Here is a 24,969-nt window from a genome sequence, read left to right on the forward strand (position 1 = left end):
AACAGGGACACGCTGTCTCATTGGATGGCGCACCACATCGCTGAACTCATGCAGCGACTGGAGGCACAAGGCGCTGGCGATCGGCTAGAGCTTGAGGCCGAGTGTCGGCGCGCCATCTTGGAGCTATGGGCCCATCGAAACAGCTTAAGACACGGTTCCCGCCCCTTCGAAAAGTTGGATCCTCTTCTGAACACGCTGGAGGCGCTTGACCCCGATAGTGCGTCCTACTTCTACTTTCGAGAACTCGGCGCTCGCGTCGATAAAGTGGACTTGCTAGAAGAACCCGCGAGGCATTGGCTGGACCTTGCGCGATCTCTTGATCGCGGGGCGCGCACGCTCATTGGATATTGCATCTCTAGAGCGGCTGCCGAGACGAAGGACGAATCGGCTGATTGGGTCGAGCTAGCTCAGAAGGTCGAAGGTACCTTGGACACGGACATAAAGCTCGTGCGGATTGTCATTCAGAACGCAGGTGCCTTAAAGGACATCATTCCACGGGACGAGCAGTCGGTTCTGAAGGAGATGCTTCAACGCCGAGTTGAGAGCATTGATGGGCTTGCCAAGGCGCTGGCCGACATCCGGGGCCTACTGATCGATCGTGTCCGGGAGATCGATGCGGGATCATCCGATCAGACAGCCAAATCAGGTTCTGTGACCACTGTCTCCGAACGACCCGAGAGTGCCCGGTGACGGGCTTGAAGCTGACTCTCACTTTGCGGGCGTGAGTGACTGCAACCGCTGCAAACCCGTCATTCGAGCTTGGCTCGCCATTAGCGAGCCCAACCTAGGGCAAGTTGGAAACAGTTCTGTGACCGGTCGGCTCCAACGAGCATCTCGTCTAGACCAGCCCTACGGTTGATCGGTGCAGACCAACAACGTGGCGGACGGCAGCCCATCTACTACTGAACGATAGCCTACGCGCAAAAAACAGCCCTTAGGTACTACGCGGGTTCAAATTTACGCGTTTTTGAGATCGACACAACCTCTAACTCTGGCTATGCCCACCGGGCGAAATCTCGCTGGCGCACCACGGCGTGCTGTTCCTCGACGAGCTGCCCGAATTTCCGCGCAGCGCCCTCGAGGCCCTGCGCGAGCCGCTGGAAACCGGCCACATCCGCATCGCCCGCGCCGCCCAGTCCACCGACTTCCCCGCCCGCTTCCAGCTCATCGCCGCCATGAACCCCTGCCCCTGCGGCCACCTCGGCCACCCCACGCGGGCGTGCCGCTGCACGCCCGAGCGCGTGGCCCAGTACCAGGGACGCCTGAGCGGCCCGCTGCTCGACCGCATCGACCTGCAGGTGGAGGTGGGCGCGCTGCGCGCCGACGAACTGCTGACCGGCCCGCCCGGCGAGCCCAGCGCGGCCGTGCGCCCGCGGGTGGCGGCAGCGCGGGCGCGCGCGGCCGCGCGCCAGGGCGGCCCCAACCGCGATCTCGACGGCGCGGCACTCGACACCCACGCCGCCGTCGACCCCGCCGCCCGCGCCTTCCTGCAAGCGGCGGCCCAGCGCCTGGGCTGGAGCGCCCGCGCCATGCACCGCTGCCTGCGCGTGGCCCGCACCATCGCCGACCTCGCCGCCAGCGACACGGTCGCCGTCGGCCACGTGGCCGAGGCCGTGCAGTACCGGCGGGTGCTGCGCGGGGGGTGAGGCAAGCGGTGAAGTGAGGGGAGCGAGGCCGACGGTCAGCGCCGCGGGGTTCACAAACGTTCTAGCCACGCGCCACGGGCGGCGGCACCATCGCGCCATGGACACCCCCGCCTGGCCCCACGCCAGCTTCACCGCCCCGTTCACCGCCCGCGGCCGGGCCGCGCTGGTGCCGCCGCCGCCCTGGCACTACGCGGGATGGCTGTTGAACGTGGCCTTCCGCTTCGACGCCGCCCTCGCCGCGGGCTGGGTGCCGCCGGTGGTCGGCCGGGCCACGGGGCGCGGCTGTGTGCACTTCGCCGACTGGCAGGCCTGCACCGACGGCCGTGAGCTGCTCGATCCGGTGCACGCGCAGTACCGCGAGACGATCGTGGTGCTGGAAGTGGCGCGCGCCGATGGCCAGACCGCGGCCTATTGCCCGTTCATCTGGGTGGATCAGGACGTGGCGCTGGTGCGCGGGCTGCTGCAGGGCTGGCCCAAGAAGCTGGGCACGACCTGGCTCACCCGCAGCCTGCCGCTGATTCACCCGGCCGCCGCGCCGGTGATGGCCGGCAGCCGGCTGGGCGCGAGCCTGGCGGTGAAGGACCGGCGTCTGGTCGAGGCCCGGGCCACCCTCACCGGCGCACCCGGCCAGCCGCTGGGCTTTCTCGCGCTGCCCACGGTGGGAGCGGTCGGCTGGCCCGACCTGCGCGCGCCCCACGAGCGGCCCGTGCCGACCTTCGTGCGCTCGGCGATCACCGGCAAGGTGGACGCCGGCTGGCACGCCGCCGAAGCCACGCTGGACTTCCTGCCGCACCCGACCGAGGAGGTCGGGGCGCTGGGCGGGTGTGCGGTGGACAGCGCCAGCGCGGGCTGGCTGGGGTTGACCGTGACCGGCGCGCTGGACGCATGAACGCGCCGCCGCGCCGCTCCCGCGTGCGACGGCTGCATCTGGCCGCGGGGGTCGAACGGGTTGACCACGCGCAAGCGTGGCAGGAGTGGATGCCCCACTGGCACGACGAATGGTCGTTCGGCGCGGTGATCGACGGGGAGTGCCGCTGTGTGGTGGGGGGCCAGCCGCTGACGGTGCGCGCGGGCGACGTGGTGGCGATCCGGCCGGGTGAGGTGCACACCGGCGCCTTGCTGCCGGCCGGGCCGACGGCCTCGGTGGCGGTGGTGATGCTGTACGCGCCCGAGGCCTGGCTCGCGGCCGAGGGGCTCCACCCGCCGCCGCGCAGCGGCCGGGTCCGCTTGCCCGGGCTGGCCGCCCGCGCGCGCGACGTGCGCAGCGCCGACGCGGCGCGCGAGTGGCTGCAGGCGCTGCTGCGGGCGTGGCGCCGCGCGAACCCGGCCCCGGGCCACGACGCGCCGGCCCCGCGGCCGCTCGGTCCGGCGGCGCAGCGGCTGCTCGCCGCCATGCAGGCCGCGCTGGCCGAGGGCGCACCGACGGTGGCCGGCGTGGCGGCGCGCTGCGGCGTGAGCCGCGAACGCGTGCACCGGGTGATCACGCAATCGCTCGGCCTGACGCCGCGGGACTACCTGCTCGCGGTGCGCCTGCACCGCGCGCGCAGTCTCGTGCTGGAGGGCATGGCGCTGGCCGAGGTGGCTACGGCCTGCGGTTTCGCCGACCAGGCGCACTTCACGCGCTGGTTCCAGCGGCTGTTTGGCTATTCACCGGGCGACCTCGCGCACGCCGCGCGCGCCGCCGGCTGATCACTTCAGCGGGATCAGCTGGCCGCGCTCGTCCACGCGCACCACGCCGCCCTTGCCCCAGGTGGGCTGGCTGGCGGTTTCAAAACGGCGCAGGCTGCCGTCCTTCATCTTCACGTCGGTGACCCACACGGTCTTCTTGGTCACCTTCTTCTGCACCTCGTTGCCCACGTAGGCGCCGCCGACCGCGCCGCCGACCGTGGCCAGGGTCTTGCCGGTGCCGCCGCCGATCTGGTTGCCCAGCAGGCCACCGACCACCGCGCCGCCCACGATACCCACCGCGCCGCCTTCGCCGTCGCGCTTTTCGCTGTGCACGGCCTGCACCACGCCACAGGTGGGGCACAGCTTCTTGCTGTCGGCCAGCGAGGGGCCGGCGGTCAGGAGCGCGGCGGTGGCCAGCGCCAGGGGGGTGAGAAAACGGCGGGGGGTGGACAGGTTCATGGGCTCCTCCGAGCAGGGTGGGACAGACCTGCAGCGTAGCCGCCGGGCCGGCCCAGCGCCAGGGGGTTCCGGCCGGTGGCCGCTGGCAGCGGTTCGTCACCGGCTCATCACCGGCTCATCAGCGCTTCGTCAGAGGTTCGGCGCCAGCCAGCGCTGCAACTCGTCGCGCGCCACGCGGCTGCGCTCGGCCAGATCGGCCAGCTGGTCCTCGCCAATCTTGCCGACGTTGAAATAGGTGCTCTGCGGGTGGCTGAGGTAGAAGCCGCTGACGCTGGCCGCCGGCGTCATGGCCAGGCTCTCGGTCAGGCCCATGCCGATGTCGCCGGCCTGCAGCAGGTCAAACATGTCGCGCTTGACCGAGTGGTCCGGGCAGGCCGGGTAACCCGGGGCGGGGCGAATGCCCTGGTACTTCTCGGCGATCAGGTCCTCGTTGCTCAGCGACTCGCCGGCGGCGTAGCCCCACAGGTCGGTGCGCACGCGGTGGTGCATCTGCTCGGCCAGCGCCTCGGCCAGCCGGTCGGCCAGGGCCTTGAACAGGATGGCGGCGTAGTCGTCGTGGTCGGCGAGGAACTGGCGCTCCTTGTTCTCCACGCCAAGGCCGGCGGTCACCGCGAACACGCCCACGTAATCGCGCGCCACGCCCTGCGGCGCCACGAAATCGGCCAGGCAGCGGCTGGGCCGCACCACGCCGTCGACCTCCGCCTTCTCGGCCTGCTGGCGCAGCCCGTGCCACACCAGCACCGGGCGCTCACGCGCCTCGTCGGCGTAGAGCGCGATGTCGTCATCGCCCACGCGGTTGGCCGGGTACAGGCCGATCACCGCGTTGGCCTGCAGCCAGCGGCCATCGATCAGGCGCTGCAGCATGCGCTTGCCGTCGCTGAACACCCGCCGCGCCTCCTCGCCCACGACCTCGTCCTTCAGGATCTCGGGGAACGGGCCGGCGAGATCCCAGGTCTGGAAAAACGGACCCCAGTCGATGAAGCGGGCCAGCTCGGCGAGGTCGACGTTCTTGAACACGCGCCGGCCGATGAACTTGGGCACCGGCGGGGTGTAGCCGGACCAGTCGATCGGCGTCCTGTTGGCGCGCGCCCGGGCCAGCGGCCACAGCGGCACGGCCTTCTTGTTCGCGTGCTGCTGGCGCACGCGTTCGTAATCCGCCTTGACCTCCTCGATGTAGGCGGCCGCCTGGGTGGACAGCAGGCCCTGGGCCACGCCCACGCTGCGGGAGGCGTCCGGCACGTACACCACCGGGCCCTCGTAGTGGGGCGCGATCTTCACCGCGGTGTGCACGCGGCTGCAGGTCGCGCCGCCGATCAGCAGCGGCACCTGGCGCTCGCGGAACCACGCGTCCTTCTGCATCTCCGCGGCCACCACCTGCATCTCTTCCAGGCTCGGCGTGATCAGGCCCGACAGGCCCACGATGTCGGCGCCCTCGGCCTTGGCGCGCGCGAGGATCTCGTGGCACGGGACCATCACGCCCATGTTCACCACCTCGAAGTTGTTGCACTGCAGGACCACGGCCACGATGTTCTTGCCGATGTCGTGCACATCGCCCTTGACGGTGGCGATCACGATCTTGCCCTTGGACTTCACGTCGCCACCGGCGGCTTCGAGCCAGCGCTTCTCCTCCTCGATGTAGGGCAGCAGGTGGGCCACGGCCTGCTTCATCACGCGCGCGCTCTTGACCACCTGCGGCAGGAACATCTTGCCCGCGCCGAACAGGTCGCCGACCACGTTCATGCCGTCCATCAGCGGCCCTTCGATCACCGACAGCGGCCGGCCGCCGGCGGCGCGGATCTCCTGCCACATGGCCTCGGTGTCTTCGGTGATGAATTCGTTGATGCCGCGCACCAGCGCGTGCGACAGGCGCTCGCGCACCGGCAGCTGACGCCACTCGTTCTGTTTGCTGTCGTCGCGCGCAGCGCCCTTGGCGGACTCGGCGATCTCGATCAGGCGCTCGCCGGCATCGGGCCGCCGGTTGAGGACCACGTCTTCGACCCGCTCGCGCAACACCGGGTCCAGCTCGTCGTACACGCCGACCATGCCGGCGTTGACGATGCCCATGTCCATGCCCGCCTGGATTGCGTGGTACAGGAACACGGTGTGGATCGCTTCGCGCACCGGCTCGTTGCCGCGGAAGCTGAAGCTCACGTTGCTCACGCCGCCACTGACCTTGGCGCCCGGCAGGTGCTGCTTGATCCAGCGCGTGGCCTCGATGAAATCGACCGCGTAGTTGTCGTGCTCCGGGATGCCGGTGGCGATCGCAAAGATGTTGGGGTCGAAGATGATGTCCTCGGGCGGGAAGCCGACCTCGTCGACCAGCACCCGGTAGGCGCGCTCGCAGATCTCGGTCTTGCGCGCGAAGGTGTCGGCCTGGCCCAGCTCGTCAAACGCCATCACCACCGCGGCCGCGCCATAGCGGCGGATCAGCCGGGCCTGGCGCTTGAACTCCTCCACGCCCTCTTTCATGGAGATCGAGTTCACCACCCCCTTGCCCTGCACGCACTGCAGCCCCGCCTCGATGACCGACCACTTGGAGGAATCGATCATCACCGGCACGCGCGCGATGTCGGGCTCGCCGGCGATCAGGTTGAGGAACCGCACCATCGCGGCCTGGCTGTCGAGCATCGCCTCGTCCATGTTGACGTCGATGATCTGCGCGCCGTTCTCGACCTGCTGGCGCGCGACCGCCAGCGCGTCCTCGAAACGACCCTCCAGGATCATGCGGGCGAAGGCCTTGGAGCCGGTGACGTTGGTGCGTTCGCCGATGTTGACGAACAGGCTGCCGGGGCCGATGACCAGCGGCTCCAGGCCGGAGAGCACCATGGGCGGCGGGGACGAGGGGCGGAGGGACTCGGGCATGCGGCTCACCAGGGTTTTCGGGGAAAACAGACCGGCGAGCGTCGTTGGGGCCTGTTCGCGCCCACTCAAGCCTGACGCCGGGCACCCGGGGGCCGGGGCTGGCGCTGCAACGCTCCTTGAGAGGCGCGGATTTTACCCGGCGGACACCGCCGCGGGACGACGGCGCACGGCCACGACCCGCTCGCCGGTGTCCAGCGCGCGGGCGCGCAGCTGGCCGCAGCCAGCGTCCACGTCCTGGCCGGCGGAGTGACGCAGCTTGGTGAGGATGCCGCGGCGGTGCAGGCGGCGGGCGATCTCGGCGGCCCGCTCCCAGGCGGGCCGCTCAAACGGCAGCCCCTCGACCGCGTTGTAGGGGATCAGGTTGAGCACGCCGTAACGGCCGCCGAGCAGGCGCTCGATGCCCTCGATTTCATCGTCGCCGTCGTTCACGCCGGCCAGCAGCGTCCACTGGTATTGCACCGGGTAGCCGGTGGCGCGGGCGTAGGCGTCGGCGCGCTCGACCAGCTCCGTCGGCGTGAGGCGCGGTGCGCGCGGCAGCAGGCGCTCGCGCAGGTCGGCACGCGTGGTGTGCAGCGACAGGGCCAGCGCAGGCTTGACCACGGCGCGCGGCAAGGCGTCGAACGCGCGCTCGTCGCCAACGGTGGAGAACACCAGGTTCTTGTGGCCGATGCCGCCCACGGTGCCGAGCAACTCGATGGCATCGAGCACCGCGTCGAGGTTGTGGGCGGGCTCGCCCATGCCCATGAACACGACCTTGTTGACTGGCCGGCCGGCGCGGGCCAGCGCCACCTGCGCGACGATCTCGGCGCTGCCGAGCTGGCGGATCAGGCCGCCGGTGCCGGTCATGCAGAAGGCGCAGCCCACGGCGCAGCCCACCTGCGTGGACACGCACAGGCCGCCGCGCGGCAGGCGCACCGACTCGACCGTCTGCCCGTCGTGCAGCGCCACGAGCAGCCGCGCCGATCCGTCTTCGCCGGGGTGTTCGGCCTGCAGGCGCGCGAGGCCGGCGAGCGATTCGCGCAGGGCGGGCCACGCGGTCAGCAGCGGCTTGGGAAAGTGGTGCGCGGGCTGACGCCGGCCGGCATCGGGCGGCAGTGCGTGCAGCCAGTGGCGCAGCACGCGCTGGACATGCAGCGGCCCGGCGCCGAGCGCGCGCAGGCGCTCGCGCAGGTCGGTCAGCTGGGTGGGGGGCGCGTGCGTCATGGGGTGGGGATCGTGGGGTGGGGATTGTCGCGCAGGGTGGCCAGGGCGAGGCGACTTGGCCACAATGAACCTTGGCCTCGCGCGGCCCTCGTCCGCCCGCCCCCCCCGGAGACCCGCATGCCCACCGCCCCGATCACCGCCCGCACCGCCGATCTCGGCCACGGCCTGACCGTGCGCCGCGCCCTGCCGCACGCGCAGCGCCGCGCGGTCGGGCCCTTTGTGTTCTGGGACCATGCCGGGCCGGTGACGCTGGCGCCCGAGGCGGTGCGCGGCGCCGACGTGCGCCCGCACCCGCACATCGGGCTGGCTACGGTGAGTTACCTGCTCAGCGGCGCCATGACCCACCGCGACAGCCTGGGCACGGTGCAGGACATCCGCCCGGGCGACGTGAACTGGATGACCGCGGGCCGCGGCATCAGCCACAGCGAGCGCTTCACCCACCCCGACTCCTTCGCCGGCGGCGGGCTGGAGCTGCTGCAAAGCTGGGTGGCGCTGCCGGCCGAGGCCGAAGAGTGCGCGCCCGCCTTCGCCCACACGCCGCGCGCGGCGCTGCCCGAGGGCGAAGACGGCGGCGTGTGGTGGCGGCTGGTGGCCGGCGAGGCCTTTGGGTGCCGCAGCCCGGTGGCCGTGGCCTCGCCCCTGTTCTACCTGCACCTGCGGGCATCCGCGGGCGCCCGCATTCCGCTGCCCACGGGCCACACCGAGCGCGCGCTGTACGTGGCGCGCGGCCGGGTGCGGGCCGACGGCGCCACGCTGGAGGCCGGCCAGCTGCTGCTGATCGATGGAGCGGAGCCACCGTTGGCGGCCGACACCGACGCCACCGTGTTTCTCTTCGGCGGCGAGCCGCTGGGCCCGCGCTTCGTGTGGTGGAACTTCGTGTCCTCGCGTCGCGAGCGCATCGAGCAAGCCAAGGCCGACTGGGCCGCCGGCCGCTTTGCGCTGCCGCCGGGCGACGACGCGGAGTGGATTCCGCTGCCCGCCTGAGCCCGGCGCTCAGAGCCCCAGCGCGCTCAGGCCCGGGTGGTCGGCCGGTCGCGGCCCCAGCGGCCAGTGAAAGAGCCGGTCGCGCTCGCCGATGGGGCGGTCGTTGATGCTGGCGTGGCGCTCGGCCATGAAGCCCTGGTCGTTGAACAACCAGTTCTCGTTGCCGTGGGAGCGGTACCACTGGCCGGCGTCGTCGCGCCATTCGTACACGAAGCGCACCGCGATGCGGTGGGTGTCAAACGCCCACAGCTCCTTGATCAGCCGGTAGTCCAGTTCGCGCGCCCACTTGCGCACCAGGAAGGCGTGGACCGCGTCCCGGCCCACCGGAAACTCGGCGCGGTTGCGCCAGCGGGTGTCGGGCGTGTAGACCTGAACCACGCGGTCCGGGTCGCGGGTGTTCCACGCGTCCTCGGCGCGGCGCACCTTCTGCGCGGCGGTCTCGGCGTTGAACGGCGGCAGGGGTGGTCGGGTGTCCATCGAGGTGCTTTCAGGTGTGCGCCGCCCGCGCGGACGCCGGGGGTCCGGCTCCGCCGGCCCAAGGCGTCGCCTCCCTCCCTGGGGGGAGGCGCGCCGCGGGAGGTCAATACTGCTTGTACGGCAGGAACTTGCCCGACAGGACCACGTTCACGCGGTCGCCCTTCGGATCGGGTTCGCGGGTGATGTCCATGCTGAAGTCGATGGCGCTCATGATGCCGTCGCCGAATTCTTCGTGGATGAGTTCCTTGATGGTGGTGCCGTACACGCTGACGATCTCGTACCAGCGGTAGATCAGCGGATCGGTCGGCACCTGCGTGGGCAGCGAGCCCTTGTAGGGCACCACCTGCAGCCACTTCTGCTCTTCCGCGGTCAGGCCGAACAGCTTGCCCAGCACTTTGGCCTGTTCGGGCGTGGCGGTCATCTGGCCCAGGCACAGCGCGGTCGTCCATTCCTTGGACTGACCGACCTTCTTGGCAATGGCGGCCCAGCTCATGCCCTTGGCGACTTTGGTGCTGATGATTTTTTCGGTGACGGCGAGTCGGTTCATGGTGTTGCCTCGTTGGGGTGGAAAAAGGAGAAAAACAAATCGACAAGAAAAGACGCCGGCAAGCCCATCCCCGCCGCGGGGCACGGCGGAACCGGCTTCGCCGGGCCGCCGGTGCCGTCCCCCCTCGGGGGGAAGCCGCGCAGCGGCGCAGGGGGGCCCTCGATCAATGCGCTTTCGCGCGGGTGACCAGGAAATCGACGATGTGGTTGCGCAGGTCGTAGTAGCCGTCGAGGTGGTGGAGCTGCGCGCGGGTGCGGCTGCGCGGCAGCGGGTTGACCACCACCTCGGCCAGGCCACCGGGCTTGTAGGTGCCGCCGGCGTCGGCGCCGTTGGTCATGAGCAGGATCCGATCGGCCAGCAGGATGGCCTCGTCCACGTCGTGCGTGATCATGAAGACGGTCTGCTGGGTCTCGCGCACGATGCCCATCAGCTCGTCCTGGATGGTGCCGCGGGTGAGGGCGTCGAGCGCGCCAAATGGCTCGTCGAGCAGCAGCATCTTGGGCTGGATGGAGAACGCCCGGGCGATGCCCACGCGCTGCTTCATGCCGCCGGAGAGCTGGCTGGGCTTCTTGTCGATGGCGTTCGACAGCCCGACCATGCCCACGAACTTCTCCACGTGGGCTTTCAGCGCCGCGCGGTCCATGTCGGGCCAGCGCGACTGCACCGCGAAGGCGATGTTCTGGCGCACGGTGAGCCAGGGCATCAGCGCGTGACCCTGAAACACGACGCCGCGCTCCAGGCTGGGGCCGGCGATCTCGCGACCGTCCATGAAGGCGTGGCCGGTGCTGGCGCTGTCCAGGCCGGCCAGCACGTTGAGGATGGTGGTCTTGCCGCAGCCGCTGTGGCCGATGATGCAGACGAACTCGCCGCGGTCGATCTGGAAGGACACGTCGGCAAACACCGGGCGGTCGGCGTGGTAGGCCTTGCCGAGCTGCTCGACGCGCAGGAAGCCGGTGCCGGGGTTGGCGCTCATGGAAGACTCTTTCGGGGACGGGGTGGCCGCGGCCACGGGCGCGCTCTCGGCGCGGGTTCGGGTCTCACTCCACATAGGTCACCACCTTCTGTGCCTGGGCAAACATCAGGTCGAGCAACATGCCCACGATCCCGATCACCAGCACCGCGAAGATCACGTTGGTGAGGGAGAGGTTGTTCCACTCGTTCCACACGAAGTAGCCGATGCCGGTGCCGCCCACGAGCATCTCGGCAGCCACGATCACGAGCCACGCGATGCCCATGCTGATGCGCATGCCGGTGAGGATGGTCGGCGCGGCGGCCGGCAGGATCACGCGGAAGGCCTTGCGCAGCGGGTTGACCTCCAGCGTGGCGGCCACGTTGAGCCAGTCGCGCTTGACCGACGCCACGCCAAACGCGGTGTTGATCAGCATCGGCCAGACCGAGCAGATGAAGATCACGAAGATGCCGCTGACGCTCGAGTCCTTGAGCGTGTACAGGGCCAGCGGCATCCAGGCCAGCGGGCTGATCGGCTTGAGCACCTGCACGAAGGGGTTGAACGCCTTCTGCATGAGCGGCGACATGCCGATCATGAAACCCAGCGGGATGGCCACCGCCATGGCCAGCAGGAAGCCCAGCGCGACCCGGCCCAGCGAATGCGCGAGCTGGATGCCGATGCCCTTGTCGTTGGGGCCCTTGTCGTAGAAGGGGTCCGACAGGTGCTGCCAGCTCGCCTTGGCGACTTCCAGCGGGGGCGGGAAGCCGGTGGCCTTGGTGTCGCCGCCGGGGTCCTTGCCCATCATCTTGGCGTACTCGATTTCCTCGGCGGTCATCGTGGTGGCCGGGCCGGCGCCGGCGGGCGCGCGGGTGCCGAGGTGCCAGGCACCCAGGAACACGCCCAGCAGCAGCAGCGAGACCAGCGCGGCGCGCAGGTTGAGGTGGAGGGATTTCATCGCGGGTTTCCTGGTGGGCGGCGGCCGGAGGGTGCCGCCGCGGTCTCACGGAGGGTGGGTCGCCTCAGGTGCGGCGGATCGCGAAGCTGTTGAGGTACTCGGCCGGCTTGGCCGGGTCGAACACCTTGCCCATGATGGTGTGCTTCACATAGGCCGGGCCGGCCGGCACGTCCATGCCGAGGTCCTTCATGTGCTTGCGCGCGTCGGTGATCAGGAACACGCGCTCGGCGATCGCGCGGTAGTCGATGTCACCCTTCACGTAGCCCCAGCGCTGCATCTGCGTGAGCATCCACACCGCCATGCTCTGCCACGGCATCGGATCGAAGTCCGCCCGGTCGGGCACGCTCTGGATCTTGCCCAGACCGTCGGCAAAACGGCCGGTGAGCACCTGCGACAGCACCGTCTCCGGCTGGTTCAGGTAGGCCTGCGGCGCGATCACCTTGGCGATCAGCTCGCGGTTCTTGGCCTGACGGGCCATGGCCGCGGCGTTGAGCACGGCGCGGTACAGCGCGGCGAAGGTGTTGGGGTTCTGGCGGATGAACTCGCTGCTGGTGCCAAAGGCGCAACAGGGGTGACCGTTCCACAGGTCCTTGGTGAGCAGGTGGATGAAGCCCACCTCCTCGAACACGGCGCGCTGGTTGAAGGGGTCCGGGCCGAGGAAGCCGTCGATGTTGCCCGCGCGCAGGTTGGCCACCATCTCCGGCGGCGGCACCACGCGGATCTGGATGTCGGTGTCCGGGTTCAGGCCCGCTTCCGCCACGTAGTAGCGCAGCAGGAAGTTGTGCATCGAATACTCGAAGGGCACAGCGAACTTGAAGCCCTTCCAGGTCTTGGGATCGCGCTTGTCCTTGTGCTTGACGTGCAGCGTGATGGCCTGGCCGTTGGTGTTCTGCACCGTTGCCACGTTCATCGGCACCGCCGCGGAGCCCACGCCCAGCGAGATCGCCAGCGGCATCGGCGACAGGAAGTGCGTGGCGTCGTATTCTTTGTTGATCATCTTGTCGCGGATCAGCGCCCAGCCCGCGGTCTTGATGACTTCCACGTTGAGGCCCTGCTTCTGATAGAAGCCCAGCGGGTGGGCCATGATCAGCGGCGTGGCGCAGGTGATCGGGATGAAGCCGATCTTCAGGTCCTTCTTTTCCAGCGCACCCTTTTCCTGGGCCATGGCCTGCAGGCTGGCCACCGGCAGCACGCTGGCGATCGCGGCCATCGCGGTCTTGCGGCCCACGGCGCGCAGGAAGCGCCGCCGCTCGGCGTCCTGCGGGAACAGGGCCTTGACCAGCGTGGCCTCGACGAAGGCGTTGCTGTAGGCCTCGAACTCGGTCGTCTCGCTGCGTTCGCGCAAAGTCTGTGCGGCCTGGGCCGACGCCTTGTTCACCGCTTCCTCAGCGGCGTGTTCGGCGGCGGTGTGGTCGCGGCCGCAGCTGCACTTGAGCATCAGCGGACGGTCGGCGTCGTACGGATCGAAGTAATCGGACATGGCGCACCTCGGGGTTGATGGGTGCGGCATGTCTTGCAAGGGCCGGGCCAGTTGCATGCCTGCGGGGGCCCGCGGCGGTATTTCGCGGGGCCCGGCCCGACGCCTTGTAGGGCCAGCCCTACAAACCGGGCCGGCGCGGGCGCGTCAGGCGCCGGCGCGATGTCTTTCGGCGTACAGCGCGAGCTCGACGTCGTTCTTCGCGCCGGTCTTTTCCAGGATGCGCGCGCGGTAGGTGCTCACGGTGTTGGGCGCCAGGCCGAGTTGCGCACCAATTTCGCTCACCGTGTGCCCCGCGGTGAGCAGGCGGTAGACCTGATGCTCGCGGTGCGAGAGCGCCTCCGGGCCGGCCTGCGCGGCGCCACTGCCCACCGCGGTGGCCAGCGCCTCGGCGGTGGCGGGCGTGACGAACACGCCACCGGCCGCGGCCTTGCGCACCGCGCCCAGCATGTCATCAGGATCGGCGCTTTTGTTGAGATAACCGCACGCGCCCAGGCGGATGCAACGCACCGCGTACTGCTTTTCCGGGTAGGTGCTGAGCATGAGGACCGGCAGGCGCGGGTGCTCACGGCGCAGCCGCTGCAACACGTCCAGCCCGTCGGCGCCGGGCATGGCAATGTCCAGCAGCACCAGGTCCAGCCCCGCGCGCCCGCCCAGCGCCGCCACCTGCGCCAGCGCGTCGGGGCCGCTGACCGCTTCGCCCGCGACCACCACGTCCGGGGCGTCGGCCAGGATTTGCTTGAGTCCCTCCCGCACGATGCGGTGGTCGTCGGCGATCAACACACGGATCGGGTCGGCGCGGGTCATGGCGGTGGCGGCGGGTTCAGGCGGGCGCGGTGAGCGGGAGCGTGAGCGACAGGCGCGTGCCGGCGCCCGGGGCGCTGTCGATGGCGACGTCGCCGCCGAAGTGGCGGGCGCGCTCGCGCATGCCCATCACGCCGTACGAGGTGGGCGCCTCAAAGGCCTGCGGCGCGGCGCCCACGCCGTCGTCGCGCACGGTCAGGTGCAGCACCCCCTCGCGCACCGCGATGTCCACCGCCACCCGGCGCGCGCGGGCGTGGCGGCCCACGTTGCTCAGCATCTCCTGGAAGATCCGGAACACCGCCATCGCCTGCGGTTCGGCCGGCTCGGGCGCACCGTCCGTCCGCATGCACCATTCCAGTGCAAGCTCGGCGCTCTGCACGAATTCCTGCGCCTGCCACTCCAGCGCCGCCCACAGCCCCTGGTGGTCCAGGATGCTGGGGCGCAGGTCGGTGATGATCCGCCCGACGTTGTCGACCGCGCGCTCGATCTGCCGGCTCATGGCCTGGCACTTGCCGCGCATGCGCTGGCGCATGGCCTCGGCCTCGTCGGCGCTGCGCGCGGCCTGTTCGGCCAGGCGCTTGTCCATCCAGTTCACGTCCATCTTCAGCGCCACGAGCAGGCTGCCGAGCTCGTCGTGCACCTCGCGGGCGATGCGGGTGCGCTCTTCCTCGCGCACACGCTCCGACCAGGCGGCCAGCTCTCTCACCTGCCGCAGCGCGGTTTCCAGCGCGAGCGTGCGCTCGCTCACGCGCTCCTCCAGCTCGTCCTTGGCGCGCTGCAGCGCGTCGGCCGCGCGGCGGCGGTCGGTGATGTCGACGAAGGTGACCACCGCGCCGCGCACCCGGCCGCCGTCCAGGATCGGGTGGCTGGAATACTCCACGGGGAAGGCGGTCCCGTCGCGGCGCCAGAACACCTCGCTGTCGATGCGGCAGGGCTGACCCTCCAGGAAGGCCCTGAAGATCGGGCAGTCGTGGACCGGGTAATGCCGCCCGTCGGCGTGGGAATGGTGGGTCAGCTCGTGCATGTTGCGCCCGAGCAGCTCGGACGGCTCGAAGCCGATCATGCGGGCGCCGGCCCGGTTGATGAACACACACAGGCCGTCGAGGTCCACGCCAAACACGCCCTCGCCGGTCGACGCCAGCATCAGCGCCAGCGGGTCGCGCCACGCGCCGTCGGCGGGCGCCCGGGACGCGCTGACCAGCATGGACAGGCCGTCGGCGGTGCGGCCGGTGGCGGGATCGGTGGCGGGGTCGCGCATGAATACCAGGAAGCAATGGGTGTGCCACACCCCTTTTTCTCGCGACAGCCTTCCCCCACGCGCGCCACAATGGCACCACCGATGAACTGGCTGCGCCGCCTTCTCAACGCCCGCGACACCGCCGCCCGCCGCGCCCGCGTGCGCGACTCCGTCCGCGGGCGCCACGCCGCCGACCTGCTGCGCGCGCCCACCGCCCTGGCCACGCTGGACCGCACCGACGCCCTGACGGTCGTGGCCTTCATGGCGCTGCGCCGCTACCGCGCCGGCGAGGCCATCATCCGTGAAGGCGCCGACGGCGACGGCGGCTTTCTGGCGCTGGTGGTCGAGGGCGAGGTCACGGTGGAATCCAACCTGATCAGCCGCGCCGAGCCGCTGACCATGAGCGTGCTCGGCCCGGGTCAGGTGATCGGGGAGGTAGCCCTGTTCGACGGCGACGCGCGCAGCGCCAGTTGCACCGCCAGCACGCCGCAGGTGGTGTGCGCGCTGCTCACGCGCGAAGCCCTGCAGACGCTGATGGCGCGCGAGCCGGCCACGGCGGCCAAGCTGCTGGCCGCCGTGGGCCAGCGCCTGGGCGGGCGGCTGCGCGAGGTGGACGGGAAGCTGAAGTTCTACAGCCAGCTGGTGCAGTCGCTGCAGCAGGAGATCGACCGGCTGATGCCGGACTGATCGGCGACCGGGGGCGCCCGGACGCCCACCGGCCACCCGGGCCACCAAGGCCGCTCAGGCCACTCAGGCCGCCCGGACCATCAGGTCTTGGGCGCGGTGCGCATGCTCAGGAGCATGGTGATGGTCAGGATGCCGACCACCACACCCAGCGACACCGCCACCGGGATCTTGAAGATGTCGATCAGCATCATCTTGGTGCCAATGAACACCAGGATCACGGCCAGACCGTAGTTGAGCAGGTGGAACTTGCTGGCCACGGCCTGCAGCAGGAAGAACATGGCGCGCAGGCCCAGGATGGCGAACACGTTGCTGGTCAGCACGATGAACGGGTCCTGGGTGATGGCGAAGATGGCCGGAATCGAATCGACGGCGAAGATCACGTCGGTCAGGCCGACCAGGCAGATCACCATCAGCAGCGGCGTGGCGATGCGCTTGCCGTTTTCGACGGTGAAGAACTTCTCGCCGTCAAAACCCTTGCTCACCGGCATCCACTTGCGCAGCAGCTTGAGCGCGGGGTTGTCGTCCAGGCTCGGCTCCTGGCCGGCGGCCCACCACATCTTGATGCCGGTGATGACCAGGAAGGCGCCGAAGACGTACAGGATCCAGTGGAACTGGGCCAGCAGCCAGCCACCCAGCAGGATCATGATCGAGCGCAGCACGATCGCGCCGATGATGCCGATCATCAGCACCCGCTTCTGGTACGCCGGCGGCACCGCGAAGTAGGTGAAGATCATCAAGAAGACGAAGATGTTGTCGACCGCGAGGCTCTTCTCGATGAGGTAGCCGGTGAGGAATTCGAGCGATTTCTCGTTGGCGATCTCGGTCGAGCCGGTGGTGTCCTTGATGGCCCACCAGAACAGGCCGTTGAACACGAAGCTCAGCGCGATCCAGACGAGCGACCAGTTCAGCGCTTCCTTGACACCGACCTCGTGGGAACCCTGTTTCTTCAGGACCACGAAATCGACGAACAGCGCCACGGCGACGAACGCGACGAAGACGACCCACAGCCACACGGGCGCGATGCTTTGCATGAGGGAACCTCTGGTTGGTGTTGCGACACAAACACCCCAAGGTCTTGCCGCCGCCGCCCGGGTGGGGCGGCGGGGGGCTTCCGGCGGCCGAAGACCGCGTACTGACGAAAACCCCGCGCATCGCAACCGGCGTGGCGCCGGGGATGGCTGACTACTCCCCTTGAAGGGAACCGCGGATTGTGCCGCAGCCGCTGCATTCCCGACAAGCTGTGGGGGCTTGTCGGGGGCTGGATCCTGGGCGCTTCAGGCCGCTTCGCGGTAGAACGGGGCGCGCTGCACACCCCGCGGCGCCAGCGGCGCCACGCGGTCGTGGATGGCCGCGATGTGCTGGGGCGTGGTGCCGCAGCAGCCGCCAACGATGTTGACCAGCCCTTCGGCGGCGAACTCGTGCAGCAGCCGGCTGGTGACCTCGGGCGTCTCGTCGAAGCCGGTGTCGCTCATCGGGTTGGGCAGGCCGGCGTTGGGGTAGCAGCTGATGAACGTATCGCCGGCCACCTTGGCCAGCTCCTGGATGTACGGGCGCATGAGCGCGGCGCCCAGGGCGCAGTTCAGGCCCACGGCGAGCGGCTGCGCGTGGCGCACGCTGGCCCAGAAGGCGCCCACGGTCTGGCCGCTGAGGATGCGGCCGGAGGCGTCGGTGACGGTGCCGCTGATGATCAGCGGCAGTCGCTCGCCGGTGGCCTCGAACACCTCGTCGATGGCGAACAGCGCGGCCTTGGCGTTGAGGGTGTCGAAGATGGTCTCCACCAGCAGCACATCCGAGCCGCCCTCGATCAGCGCCTCCACCTGCTCGCGGTAGGCCTGGCGCAGTTCCTCAAAGCTCACGTTGCGCGCGCCGGGGTCGTTGACGTCCGGGCTGATGCTGGCGGTCTTGGGCGTCGGGCCCAGGGCGCCGGCGACGAAGCGCGGGCGCTCGGGGGTGCTGAACTGGTCGCAGGCGGCGCGGGCCAGCCGGGCGGAGGCGAGGTTCATTTCCCGCGCCAGCGGCGCCATGTCGTAATCGGCCTGGGCGATGGTGGTCGCGCCGAAGGTGTTGGTCTCGATCAGATCGGCCCCGGCGGCGAGGTAGCCCTCGTGGATGTCGCGGATCACGTCGGGCCGGGTGATGCTGAGCAGCTCGTTGTTGCCTTTCACGTCGCGCGGCAGGTCGCGGAAGCGATCGCCCACGGCGCCGGGCCCGCTGTAGCCCGCGCCGCGGTATTGCGCTTCATCGAGCTTGAAGCGCTGGATCATGGTGCCCATGGCGCCGTCCAGGATGGCGATGCGCTGGTTGAGCAGCGCCGGCAGGGCCTGGGCGCGGGTGTAGTCGCGGGGGTGGGCGCGGGGGTGGGCGGATGGACTCATCCCGGGATTGTAGGAAGGCGGGTCCAACCCTGGCGGGTGGCGGGCGTGGGGGCATCGACAAGCATCGCCGACGACCGATCCCCGACAATAGCGGCCGATGAACAACCTGACCCCCACCGAAGCCTGGGCCTGGCTGCAGGCCGAGACCGCGCGCCGCGAGGCCGCGGGCGCGCCGGCGCCGCTGTTCGTGGACGTGCGCATGGAAATCGAGGCGCTGTACGTGGGGCGCCCGCCGGGCACGGTGCACGTGGCCTGGTACGAGTACCCCGATTTCACGCCCGACGCGGCGCGCTTTGTCGAGACGGTGCTGATGGAGGCCGGCGGCGACCGCGAGCGGCCGGTGCTGCTGCTGTGCCGCAGCGGCCAGCGCTCGCGCGAAGCGGGCGCGGCGCTGGAGGCCGCCGGTTTCACCAGCGTGCAGCACGTGGTGCACGGCTTCGAGGGTGACCTGGACGACGCGTTCCACCGCTCGCGCATCAACGGCTGGCGCCACGACGGCCTGCCGTGGGAACAGATGTGAGCCCGCGGCGCGCCGCATGAGCATCGACATCGCCGAGGGCGCCGAGACGCTGGAAGCCGCCGAAGGCGTGCTGCGCGAGGTCTTCGGCTTCGACGCGTTCCGCGGCCCGCAGGCCGCCATCGTGCGCCACGTGGCCGACGGCGGCGACGCGCTGGTGCTCATGCCCACCGGCGGTGGCAAGTCGCTGTGCTACCAGGTGCCGGCGATCGTGCGCCAGCGCGCCGGGCGGGGCGTGACGGTGGTGGTGTCGCCGCTGATCGCGCTGATGCACGACCAGGTCGGCGCGCTGACCGAGGCCGGCGTGGACGCGGCCTTCCTCAACTCCAGCCTCAGCAGCGACGAAGCGCAGCGCGTCGAGAAGCGCCTGCGCCGCGGCGAGATCACGCTGCTCTACGCCGCGCCCGAGCGGCTGACCACGCCGCGCTTCCTGGCCCAGCTCGATGCGCTGCACGAGCGCGGGGCGCTGGCGCTGTTCGCCATCGACGAGGCCCACTGCGTGAGCCAGTGGGGCCACGACTTCCGACCGGAATACCGCGAACTGGCGGTGCTGCCGGAGCGCTACCCGGGCGTGCCGCGCATCGCGCTGACCGCCACGGCCGACGCGCTGACCCGCGAGGACATCGTCGAGCGGCTGCAGCTGCAACAGGCGCGCACCTTCGTCAGCAGCTTCGACCGGCCCAACATCCGCTACCTGCTGGTGGAAAAGAAGGACGCCACCCAGCAGCTGCTGCGCTTCATCCGCGACGAACACACCGGCGGCGACGGCCGCACCGACGCCGGCATCGTGTACTGCCAGTCGCGCCGGCGGGTGGAGGCCGTGGCCGAGCAGCTGCAGCAGGCCGGCCTGAACGCCCTGCCCTACCACGCGGGCCTAGAGGGCGCCGTGCGCCAGCAGAACCAGGACCGCTTCCTGCGCGAAGAGGGCCTGATCATGGTGGCCACCATCGCGTTCGGCATGGGCATCGACAAACCGGACGTGCGCTTCGTCGCCCACCTCGACCTGCCCAAGAACATCGAGGGCTACTACCAGGAAACCGGCCGCGCCGGCCGCGACGGCGAACCCGCCAGCGCCTGGATGGCCTACGGCCTGCAAGACGTGGTCAACCAGCGCCGCATGATCGACGACAGCCCCGCGGCCGACGCCTTCAAGCAAGTGCTGCGCGGCAAGCTCGACGCGCTGCTCGCGCTGGCCGAAGCCAGCGACTGCCGGCGGGTGCGGCTGCTGAAGTACTTCGGGGAAGACAGCGCACCCTGCGGGAATTGCGACAACTGCCTGAACCCGCCCGCGCTCTTCGACGCCACCGAACCCGCGCGCAAGTGGCTCTCATGCATCTACCGCGTGCAACAGGCGAGCGGCCACGGGTACGGCGCGGGACACCTGATGGACATCCTGCGCGGGCAGCGCACCGAGAAGGTGCTGCAGCTCGGCCACGACCGCCTGAGCACCTTCGGCATCGGCGCCGACTGGTCGGAAACCCAGTGGCGCGCGCTGCTGCGCCAGCTCATCGCGATCGAGGCCGTGCGCGTGACCGACGCGCCCTACAACACGCTGCACCTGGCCGAGGGGGCGCGCGCCATCCTGCGTGGCGAGGCGACGGTGCGGCTGCGCATCCAGGCGGAGCGGGCGCCCACCTCGCGCGGCCGCAGCGGGCGCGCCCGCGCCGCGGCCGCCGACGACGGCACGCCGCTGACCCTGGCGCAGCGCGACCGGCTGGACGCCCTCAAGGCCTGGCGCGCCGGTGTGGCGCGCGAGCACAACCTGCCGGCCTACGTCATTTTTCATGACGCCACGCTGCGCGCGCTCGCGGTGGCGCAGCCCAAAGACCTCAGCGAGCTCGATGGCCTGCCCGGCATCGGGCAGAAAAAGCGCGAAGCCTATGGCCAGGCGGTGGTGGACATCGTGAACGCCAGCCGATGAACGGTCGAAAAATCCTCAAGTTCGGACTCAAGGCGCCGAAAACCCCGACGTGACACTGCGCGCCGTGCGTCTGCCGGCCGCCCGTCACCTCCGCGCGGTCGTCCACCCGACGGCCATCGCCGATGCAGCACCGGCCGCCTGGGTCCGCCCGGCAGCCATCCCACAAGGGAGCGAGGCATGTTTTTCCGCCTGCCCTGGTTCAGCAAAAGCAAACCCGCGTCGTTTCGCGACACCCAAGTGCTGGATTTCGACTACCTGATCGACGAGTTCCAGGCCGCCATGGCCGACATCCAGGACGAGCGCATGAGCCGGCTGCACGCCGACCTGCTGCACGCCCAGAGCCCCAAGGACCTGTGGTTCCTGCGCGGCAAGCTGTTCAACCTGATCTCCCGCCACCACTGCGAGTCGGAAGCCTTCCGGCGCGTGGCCCGGCTCGACGAGAAGCTGCAGTTTTTCGTGGAACACCACCCCGACTACTCGGCCGACGAGCTGCCCAGCAAGCCCATGGCGCTGGTGCACTGAAGCCCGCCCGCCGGCCGTGGTCGGCGGTGAGGGTTTCGTGAGGACGGGCCGCCCCCGGCGGCCTGAAGCTCCCGCCCGCGGCATCGGGCCGCGAGGGAGGGACGCGACGTGGCAACCCGACGCCCGGCGGCAGCGGCCGAACCGCTGCGTGAGCGGCTCGATGTGGTGCGCGAACTCATCGCCATCTTCGACATCGAGCGCAAGGTCTACCTGACCATCTCCACCGTGTCCTTTGTCGTGCTGCTGGCCTGCGCGTGAGTCGTGTTCGCGCGCGGGGAGCGCGACCTCGTGCCGTTCAGCCTGCTGTTTGGGTCGGCCGGCGCGGTGGGATTCACCGGCGCGCGGCTGCTGCGCATGTGGAGCGACGCGCTGCGCGTGCTGCTGCCGGTGGTGCGGGGGCAGGAGGTCGACCATGACTGAGGCCCTGCACGCCGCCGCGGTGCACGACACCGTGCGCCGCGCCGACATCGACTACGACCTCCACCGCTTCCGCCGCCACGCGCGCAGCGGTCTGGTGCTCATGGCGCTGAGTGCCGCGCTGGTGTTGGGCGCGCTCGCCTATGGCACCGCGCAGCTGAACCGGCAGCAGACCGAGCGCCAGGCGCTGCAGGCCGAGATCGTGGCCACCCGCGCGGCGCTGAAGACCGCGCAAGACCGACTGGCGGCCGAGCAGGCGCGCGTGCAACGCACCCGCGCGGCGTTCTGGGACCTGCAGCTCGGCCTTCGGCAGTTTTATGTCAAAGACTACGCCGGGGCGGTGCGGCACTACGACGAGGCGCTGGCCATCGACCCGGACAGCCCGGTGGTGCTGGACCTGCGCGGCTACGCGCTGCTGCGCGCCGGCCGGGTGGCGGAGGCCGTGGCGTCGCTGGAGCGCTCGGTGGCACTGGCGCCCGACTACGGCTGGGGCCGCTACAACCTGTCGCTGGCCTACGCCCACGCCGGGCGGCCGGCCGATGCGGTGGCCGCGCTGGCCGCGCTGTTCGCGCGCGAGCCCGAGCGGCGCGACACGGTGCGCGGCGACGGGCAGTTCCGCGTGCTGCGGGACGACCCGGGCTTCCAGGCGCTCATGCAGCGTTGAGGCCACGTTGACGCCGCGTTGATGCCGCGCTGAGCCGGCGGGCGTCATCTCCCGCGGGCTCAGTGCACGAAGCCCATGCCGCGGGCCTCGCGCACCTCGGGCTTGATGCGGTGTTCGGCTTCGAGCTGGTCGAGAAACTCGGCGGGTTCCATGGTGGCGCCCAGGATGTCGGCCTGCCGCTTGACCGCGGCGAAGTCGCCCGGGCACAGCTGCTCGAGGCGGCGCAGGCGCTGGCGCCACGCGTCGTCGAGCCGGGTGGCGTCGCCCCCCAGCGCCTCGGCGACGAACATGGTCTCGCGCTGGGCCTCGGTGAGCGGCTTGAAGCGGATCTTGAAGGCAAAGCGCCGCAAGGCGGCCTGGTCCAGGCGGTCCATCAGGTTGGTGGTGCAGATGAACACGCCGCCGAAGCGCTCCATGCCTTGCAGCATCTCGTTGACCTCGGTGACCTCGTAGGTGCGGTGTGCGCCGCGGCGGTCCTGCAGGAAGCTGTCGGCCTCGTCGAGCAGCAGCACGGCGCGCTCGGCCTGCGCCTCGCGGAACATGGCGGCCATCTGCTGCTCGGTCTCACCGACGAACTTGCTGACCAGATCGCTGGCGCGGCGGATCATGAGCGGGCGCTCCAGGCGCTGCGCGATGTGTTCGGCCAGCGCGGTCTTGCCGGTGCCGGGCGGTCCGTAGAAGCACAGGCAGCCGTGGCCGCGCTCGCGCAGGGCTTCGACGATGCGCGGGACGGGGTAACGCGTCTCGACGTGCAGCATGTCCAGGCTGTACTGCGTGACGCTGGGTCGCGCCGGCACCTCGGGCGCGCGGCCGAGGGCATGGTCGGCGTTGCGCAGCTGGCGTTCGATGAGCGCGTCCAGCGGCGCGGTCGCGCGCCGGCGGCCGCCGCGCGGCGGCTGCGCGAGCTGGGCGAAGCGCACCGCGGTGCGGATCTGGGCCGGCGTGAGGCCTTTGCGCTCGGTCAGCCGCTGGATCAGGCCGTCGGACACCGCCACGCCGGCCAGCGTGCCGCGCACGAGCTGCTCGCGCGCGCCCGGCGGCGGGCTCTTGAGTTCGAGGTGGTAGGCGAACCGGCGGCGAAACGCAGGATCGATCTGTTCGATGCGGTTGGTGACCCAGATCGTGGGCACGGCGTTGCTCTCCAGCACCTGGTTGACCCAGGCCTTGCCGCTGACGGAATGGCTGTGGGGCGCGCTGACGTGTTCGGCGCGCGCCATGAGCTGGGCGGCCTCGCTGGAGATCGGCGGGAACACGTCCTCGACCTCGTCAAACAACAGCGCGGAATGCGCCATGCCCTTGAGGAAGACCTGCGCAATCTGCAGCGAGCGGTAGCGGTCGCGGCCGGACAGCGCGTTGCCGTCGCGGTCGGCGTACTCGACCTCGAACAGCGACAGCCCGGCGGCATGGGCGACCACGCGGGCCAGCTCCGTCTTGCCGGTGCCGGGCGGGCCGTAGAGCAGCACGTTGATGCCGCTCTCGCGCCGCGCCACCGCCTCGCGCAGCAGCGCGCAGAGCAGCGTCACGTCCTCGCCGACGTAGGCAAAGTCGTCCGGGCCGAGGGCGGAGCGGGCGGCCGGGCGGGTGAACACCGCCATCAGGTCGCTCTCGGACCGGTACTCGCGCATCAACACCGGCGGCAGCTTTTCGCTGACCTTCATCAGGTCGGCCAGGTCGGTGATGTTGTGCTCGGAGATGAGGTTCTCCACCATGCCGATGCGCTCGAGCCGGGAGCCGGCGCGCAAGGCCTCGCCCACCTCGCTGGCCTTCACGCCCGCCACCTCCGCGATCGCCGCATAAGCCTCGGGCGCGTTGTTGACCTTGAACTCCACCAGGATGGAGCGCAGGTCGCGCTGGTACCGCGCCAGCGTGCCGTACAGCAGCAGGGCGCGCTCGGCGCGGTTGAGCTGCAGCAGCTGCGCCAGCGCATCGATGTTCTTCTCGACGAGGGTGCTTTGCTTCTTGAGCGCCTGACTGAGCCACTCGCCGGTGACCGCGAGCACGGCCAGCAGGTCCTTGGGCGACTCCTTGGCGTACTCGTCGAGATAGAAGAACAGGGTGCCTTCCTCGTACGGCCCGCGCCACACGCCGTGGCGCTCCATGAAGGCGCCGGTGCCCAGGCGGTCGTGACCGGCCCACAGCTCGTTGTCCTTGCAGCGGCGCTGCAGGAACTCGCGCAGCCGCACCAGCACGGTGTGGGGCCACACGAGGTGGCGCCCGGCCAGCGAGAGCAGGGTGTTGAGGTCGCGACGCACGTTGAAGCGCGGGCCCTGGCGGGCGGCCAGGGTGAGCACGAAGTGCGAGCACATGAGGTCCAGCACCGGCGCGTGGCGCAGCCCCGGGGGCACGAACACCCGGCCGTCACCGGCGAGCAACGCACGCGCGTCGGGCACCGGACCGGGCGCGTTGCGCGAGGTCGGGCTCGCCAGAGGCGGGGCACGCTTGCTCATGGAAACCTCCTGAACGGGTGTCCGGGACTGCCGTGGGCGCCACCGCAGCGGGCGGCGTGAAAACGACCATAACCCAGCTTGATGCGCGATGGAAGTGCGTGATACGCGACTTTTTGGGGCTTTCTGTCGGACCGACGGTCCACAATCGCCC

At 70.3% G+C, this 24,969-nt stretch carries 24 protein-coding genes, 1 pseudogene and 1 riboswitch; of the genes and pseudogenes, 12 read left to right on the forward strand and 13 right to left on the reverse strand.

What is annotated here, in order from left to right; all coding sequences use genetic code 11:
• The first annotated feature begins 24 nt into the window (after positions 1–24).
• From AC2D80_RS13025 to AC2D80_RS13040, 4 genes and pseudogenes are all read left to right on the forward strand, one after another.
• Positions 25–690 carry a hypothetical protein gene (locus AC2D80_RS13025; RefSeq protein ID WP_484633448.1) on the forward strand — a complete coding sequence of 222 codons (666 nt, stop codon included), beginning with the start codon at positions 25–27 and terminating at the stop codon, positions 688–690.
• 314 nt (positions 691–1,004) lie between these two features.
• A pseudogene (locus tag AC2D80_RS13030) lies at positions 1,005–1,646 on the forward strand (ATP-binding protein); the annotation flags it as partial.
• Positions 1,647–1,743: 97 nt separating this feature from the next.
• The gene (locus AC2D80_RS13035; protein WP_484633449.1) at positions 1,744–2,535 is read left to right on the forward strand and encodes an acetoacetate decarboxylase family protein; all 792 of its coding nucleotides are present in this window, start codon (positions 1,744–1,746) and stop codon (positions 2,533–2,535) included.
• Positions 2,532–3,335: a helix-turn-helix transcriptional regulator gene (locus tag AC2D80_RS13040; RefSeq protein WP_484633450.1), complete on the forward strand. Its 804-nt coding sequence runs from the start codon at positions 2,532–2,534 to the stop codon at positions 3,333–3,335. Before AC2D80_RS13035 ends, AC2D80_RS13040 begins: the two co-directional genes overlap by 4 nt.
• Here AC2D80_RS13040 and AC2D80_RS13045 read toward each other — a convergent pair whose 3' ends face one another.
• The 3 genes from AC2D80_RS13045 to AC2D80_RS13055 all read right to left on the reverse strand — a co-directional run bounded on the left by AC2D80_RS13045 (position 3,336) and on the right by AC2D80_RS13055 (position 7,838).
• Positions 3,336–3,773, reverse strand: a complete 438-nt coding sequence (locus tag AC2D80_RS13045) for a glycine zipper 2TM domain-containing protein (protein WP_484633451.1) — start codon at positions 3,771–3,773, stop codon at positions 3,336–3,338.
• A 129-nt stretch (positions 3,774–3,902) separates the two neighbouring features.
• A complete protein-coding gene (gene metH / locus AC2D80_RS13050) occupies positions 3,903–6,635 on the reverse strand; it encodes a methionine synthase (protein ID WP_484633452.1) in 2,733 nt (910 codons plus the stop codon).
• 29 nt (positions 6,636–6,664) lie between these two features.
• Positions 6,665–6,759: riboswitch (S-adenosyl-L-homocysteine riboswitch) on the reverse strand.
• 8 nt (positions 6,760–6,767) lie between these two features.
• Complete coding sequence (locus tag AC2D80_RS13055) at positions 6,768–7,838, reverse strand: RNA methyltransferase (RefSeq protein ID WP_484633453.1); 1,071 nt, start codon at positions 7,836–7,838, stop codon at positions 6,768–6,770.
• A gap of 117 nt (positions 7,839–7,955) precedes the next feature.
• On the opposite strand from AC2D80_RS13055, the gene AC2D80_RS13060 reads away from it, so the two are divergent.
• Positions 7,956–8,822 carry a pirin family protein gene (locus AC2D80_RS13060; RefSeq protein ID WP_484633454.1) on the forward strand — a complete coding sequence of 289 codons (867 nt, stop codon included), beginning with the start codon at positions 7,956–7,958 and terminating at the stop codon, positions 8,820–8,822.
• A 9-nt stretch (positions 8,823–8,831) separates the two neighbouring features.
• Here AC2D80_RS13060 and AC2D80_RS13065 read toward each other — a convergent pair whose 3' ends face one another.
• The 7 genes from AC2D80_RS13065 to AC2D80_RS13095 all read right to left on the reverse strand — a co-directional run bounded on the left by AC2D80_RS13065 (position 8,832) and on the right by AC2D80_RS13095 (position 15,235).
• Positions 8,832–9,299: a nuclear transport factor 2 family protein gene (locus tag AC2D80_RS13065; RefSeq protein WP_484633455.1), complete on the reverse strand. Its 468-nt coding sequence runs from the start codon at positions 9,297–9,299 to the stop codon at positions 8,832–8,834.
• A gap of 103 nt (positions 9,300–9,402) precedes the next feature.
• Positions 9,403–9,846, reverse strand: coding sequence for a cyanase (cynS, locus tag AC2D80_RS13070; protein ID WP_484633456.1), 444 nt, complete (start codon positions 9,844–9,846; stop codon positions 9,403–9,405).
• Positions 9,847–10,009: 163 nt separating this feature from the next.
• Positions 10,010–10,894 (reverse strand): ABC transporter ATP-binding protein, encoded by an 885-nt coding sequence (locus AC2D80_RS13075; protein ID WP_484633457.1) that lies wholly within the window; start codon positions 10,892–10,894, stop codon positions 10,010–10,012.
• Positions 10,884–11,750 (reverse strand): nitrate ABC transporter permease, encoded by an 867-nt coding sequence (gene ntrB, locus AC2D80_RS13080; RefSeq protein WP_484633458.1) that lies wholly within the window; start codon positions 11,748–11,750, stop codon positions 10,884–10,886. Before ntrB ends, AC2D80_RS13075 begins: the two co-directional genes overlap by 11 nt.
• Before the next feature lie 64 nt (positions 11,751–11,814).
• Entirely contained in the window at positions 11,815–13,230 is a 1,416-nt protein-coding gene (locus AC2D80_RS13085; RefSeq protein ID WP_484633459.1) for a CmpA/NrtA family ABC transporter substrate-binding protein, read from the reverse strand.
• Positions 13,231–13,374: 144 nt separating this feature from the next.
• Positions 13,375–14,034 carry a response regulator gene (locus AC2D80_RS13090; protein WP_484633460.1) on the reverse strand — a complete coding sequence of 220 codons (660 nt, stop codon included), beginning with the start codon at positions 14,032–14,034 and terminating at the stop codon, positions 13,375–13,377.
• Positions 14,035–14,050: 16 nt separating this feature from the next.
• Positions 14,051–15,235 carry a sensor histidine kinase gene (locus AC2D80_RS13095; RefSeq protein WP_484633588.1) on the reverse strand — a complete coding sequence of 395 codons (1,185 nt, stop codon included), beginning with the start codon at positions 15,233–15,235 and terminating at the stop codon, positions 14,051–14,053.
• Positions 15,236–15,370: 135 nt separating this feature from the next.
• Between AC2D80_RS13095 and AC2D80_RS13100 the strand changes: the two genes are divergently transcribed.
• Complete coding sequence (locus AC2D80_RS13100) at positions 15,371–15,955, forward strand: cyclic nucleotide-binding domain-containing protein (RefSeq protein WP_484633461.1); 585 nt, start codon at positions 15,371–15,373, stop codon at positions 15,953–15,955.
• Positions 15,956–16,035: 80 nt separating this feature from the next.
• Here the strand turns inward: AC2D80_RS13100 and AC2D80_RS13105 are convergent, their stop codons facing one another.
• Both AC2D80_RS13105 and AC2D80_RS13110 read right to left on the reverse strand, forming a co-directional pair.
• Positions 16,036–16,986 (reverse strand): TerC family protein, encoded by a 951-nt coding sequence (locus AC2D80_RS13105; protein ID WP_484633462.1) that lies wholly within the window; start codon positions 16,984–16,986, stop codon positions 16,036–16,038.
• A gap of 243 nt (positions 16,987–17,229) precedes the next feature.
• Positions 17,230–18,330: a homocysteine S-methyltransferase family protein gene (locus tag AC2D80_RS13110; RefSeq protein ID WP_484633463.1), complete on the reverse strand. Its 1,101-nt coding sequence runs from the start codon at positions 18,328–18,330 to the stop codon at positions 17,230–17,232.
• Positions 18,331–18,427: 97 nt separating this feature from the next.
• Between AC2D80_RS13110 and AC2D80_RS13115 the strand changes: the two genes are divergently transcribed.
• The 6 genes from AC2D80_RS13115 to AC2D80_RS13140 all read left to right on the forward strand — a co-directional run bounded on the left by AC2D80_RS13115 (position 18,428) and on the right by AC2D80_RS13140 (position 22,371).
• Complete coding sequence (locus AC2D80_RS13115) at positions 18,428–18,850, forward strand: rhodanese-like domain-containing protein (protein ID WP_484633464.1); 423 nt, start codon at positions 18,428–18,430, stop codon at positions 18,848–18,850.
• Between the two features lie 16 nt (positions 18,851–18,866).
• Complete coding sequence (recQ, locus tag AC2D80_RS13120) at positions 18,867–20,768, forward strand: DNA helicase RecQ (protein ID WP_484633465.1); 1,902 nt, start codon at positions 18,867–18,869, stop codon at positions 20,766–20,768.
• A 177-nt stretch (positions 20,769–20,945) separates the two neighbouring features.
• A complete protein-coding gene (locus AC2D80_RS13125; protein WP_484633466.1) occupies positions 20,946–21,290 on the forward strand; it encodes a hypothetical protein in 345 nt (114 codons plus the stop codon).
• A 108-nt stretch (positions 21,291–21,398) separates the two neighbouring features.
• Positions 21,399–21,548: a hypothetical protein gene (locus AC2D80_RS13130; RefSeq protein ID WP_484633467.1), complete on the forward strand. Its 150-nt coding sequence runs from the start codon at positions 21,399–21,401 to the stop codon at positions 21,546–21,548.
• A gap of 3 nt (positions 21,549–21,551) precedes the next feature.
• The gene (locus AC2D80_RS13135) at positions 21,552–21,710 is read left to right on the forward strand and encodes a hypothetical protein (protein WP_484633468.1); all 159 of its coding nucleotides are present in this window, start codon (positions 21,552–21,554) and stop codon (positions 21,708–21,710) included.
• Positions 21,703–22,371: a TPR end-of-group domain-containing protein gene (locus AC2D80_RS13140; RefSeq protein ID WP_484633469.1), complete on the forward strand. Its 669-nt coding sequence runs from the start codon at positions 21,703–21,705 to the stop codon at positions 22,369–22,371. Before AC2D80_RS13135 ends, AC2D80_RS13140 begins: the two co-directional genes overlap by 8 nt.
• 59 nt (positions 22,372–22,430) lie before the next feature.
• Here the strand turns inward: AC2D80_RS13140 and AC2D80_RS13145 are convergent, their stop codons facing one another.
• Positions 22,431–24,818 carry an ATP-binding protein gene (locus AC2D80_RS13145; protein WP_484633470.1) on the reverse strand — a complete coding sequence of 796 codons (2,388 nt, stop codon included), beginning with the start codon at positions 24,816–24,818 and terminating at the stop codon, positions 22,431–22,433.
• Positions 24,819–24,969: the final 151 nt, after the last annotated feature.

It is taken from the genome of Hydrogenophaga sp. T66, assembly GCF_057219855.1.

Coding starts and splice junctions, on each gene's coding strand:
- metH (WP_484633452.1), bottom strand. CDS start 6,635: ATGCCCGAGTCCCTCCGCCCCTCGTCCCCGCCGCCCATGGTGCTCTCC.
- cynS (WP_484633456.1), bottom strand. CDS start 9,846: ATGAACCGACTCGCCGTCACCGAAAAAATCATCAGCACCAAAGTCGCC.
- AC2D80_RS13140 (WP_484633469.1), top strand. CDS start 21,703: ATGACTGAGGCCCTGCACGCCGCCGCGGTGCACGACACCGTGCGCCGC.
- AC2D80_RS13115 (WP_484633464.1), top strand. CDS start 18,428: ATGAACAACCTGACCCCCACCGAAGCCTGGGCCTGGCTGCAGGCCGAG.
- AC2D80_RS13075 (WP_484633457.1), bottom strand. CDS start 10,894: ATGTGGAGTGAGACCCGAACCCGCGCCGAGAGCGCGCCCGTGGCCGCG.
- AC2D80_RS13045 (WP_484633451.1), bottom strand. CDS start 3,773: ATGAACCTGTCCACCCCCCGCCGTTTTCTCACCCCCCTGGCGCTGGCC.
- AC2D80_RS13145 (WP_484633470.1), bottom strand. CDS start 24,818: ATGAGCAAGCGTGCCCCGCCTCTGGCGAGCCCGACCTCGCGCAACGCG.
- AC2D80_RS13085 (WP_484633459.1), bottom strand. CDS start 13,230: ATGTCCGATTACTTCGATCCGTACGACGCCGACCGTCCGCTGATGCTC.
- AC2D80_RS13105 (WP_484633462.1), bottom strand. CDS start 16,986: ATGCAAAGCATCGCGCCCGTGTGGCTGTGGGTCGTCTTCGTCGCGTTC.
- AC2D80_RS13095 (WP_484633588.1), bottom strand. CDS start 15,235: ATGCTGGTCAGCGCGTCCCGGGCGCCCGCCGACGGCGCGTGGCGCGAC.
- AC2D80_RS13125 (WP_484633466.1), top strand. CDS start 20,946: ATGTTTTTCCGCCTGCCCTGGTTCAGCAAAAGCAAACCCGCGTCGTTT.
- AC2D80_RS13065 (WP_484633455.1), bottom strand. CDS start 9,299: ATGGACACCCGACCACCCCTGCCGCCGTTCAACGCCGAGACCGCCGCG.
- ntrB (WP_484633458.1), bottom strand. CDS start 11,750: ATGAAATCCCTCCACCTCAACCTGCGCGCCGCGCTGGTCTCGCTGCTG.
- AC2D80_RS13110 (WP_484633463.1), bottom strand. CDS start 18,330: ATGAGTCCATCCGCCCACCCCCGCGCCCACCCCCGCGACTACACCCGC.
- AC2D80_RS13040 (WP_484633450.1), top strand. CDS start 2,532: ATGAACGCGCCGCCGCGCCGCTCCCGCGTGCGACGGCTGCATCTGGCC.
- AC2D80_RS13060 (WP_484633454.1), top strand. CDS start 7,956: ATGCCCACCGCCCCGATCACCGCCCGCACCGCCGATCTCGGCCACGGC.
- AC2D80_RS13025 (WP_484633448.1), top strand. CDS start 25: ATGGCGCACCACATCGCTGAACTCATGCAGCGACTGGAGGCACAAGGC.
- AC2D80_RS13055 (WP_484633453.1), bottom strand. CDS start 7,838: ATGACGCACGCGCCCCCCACCCAGCTGACCGACCTGCGCGAGCGCCTG.
- AC2D80_RS13035 (WP_484633449.1), top strand. CDS start 1,744: ATGGACACCCCCGCCTGGCCCCACGCCAGCTTCACCGCCCCGTTCACC.
- recQ (WP_484633465.1), top strand. CDS start 18,867: ATGAGCATCGACATCGCCGAGGGCGCCGAGACGCTGGAAGCCGCCGAA.
- AC2D80_RS13100 (WP_484633461.1), top strand. CDS start 15,371: ATGAACTGGCTGCGCCGCCTTCTCAACGCCCGCGACACCGCCGCCCGC.
- AC2D80_RS13090 (WP_484633460.1), bottom strand. CDS start 14,034: ATGACCCGCGCCGACCCGATCCGTGTGTTGATCGCCGACGACCACCGC.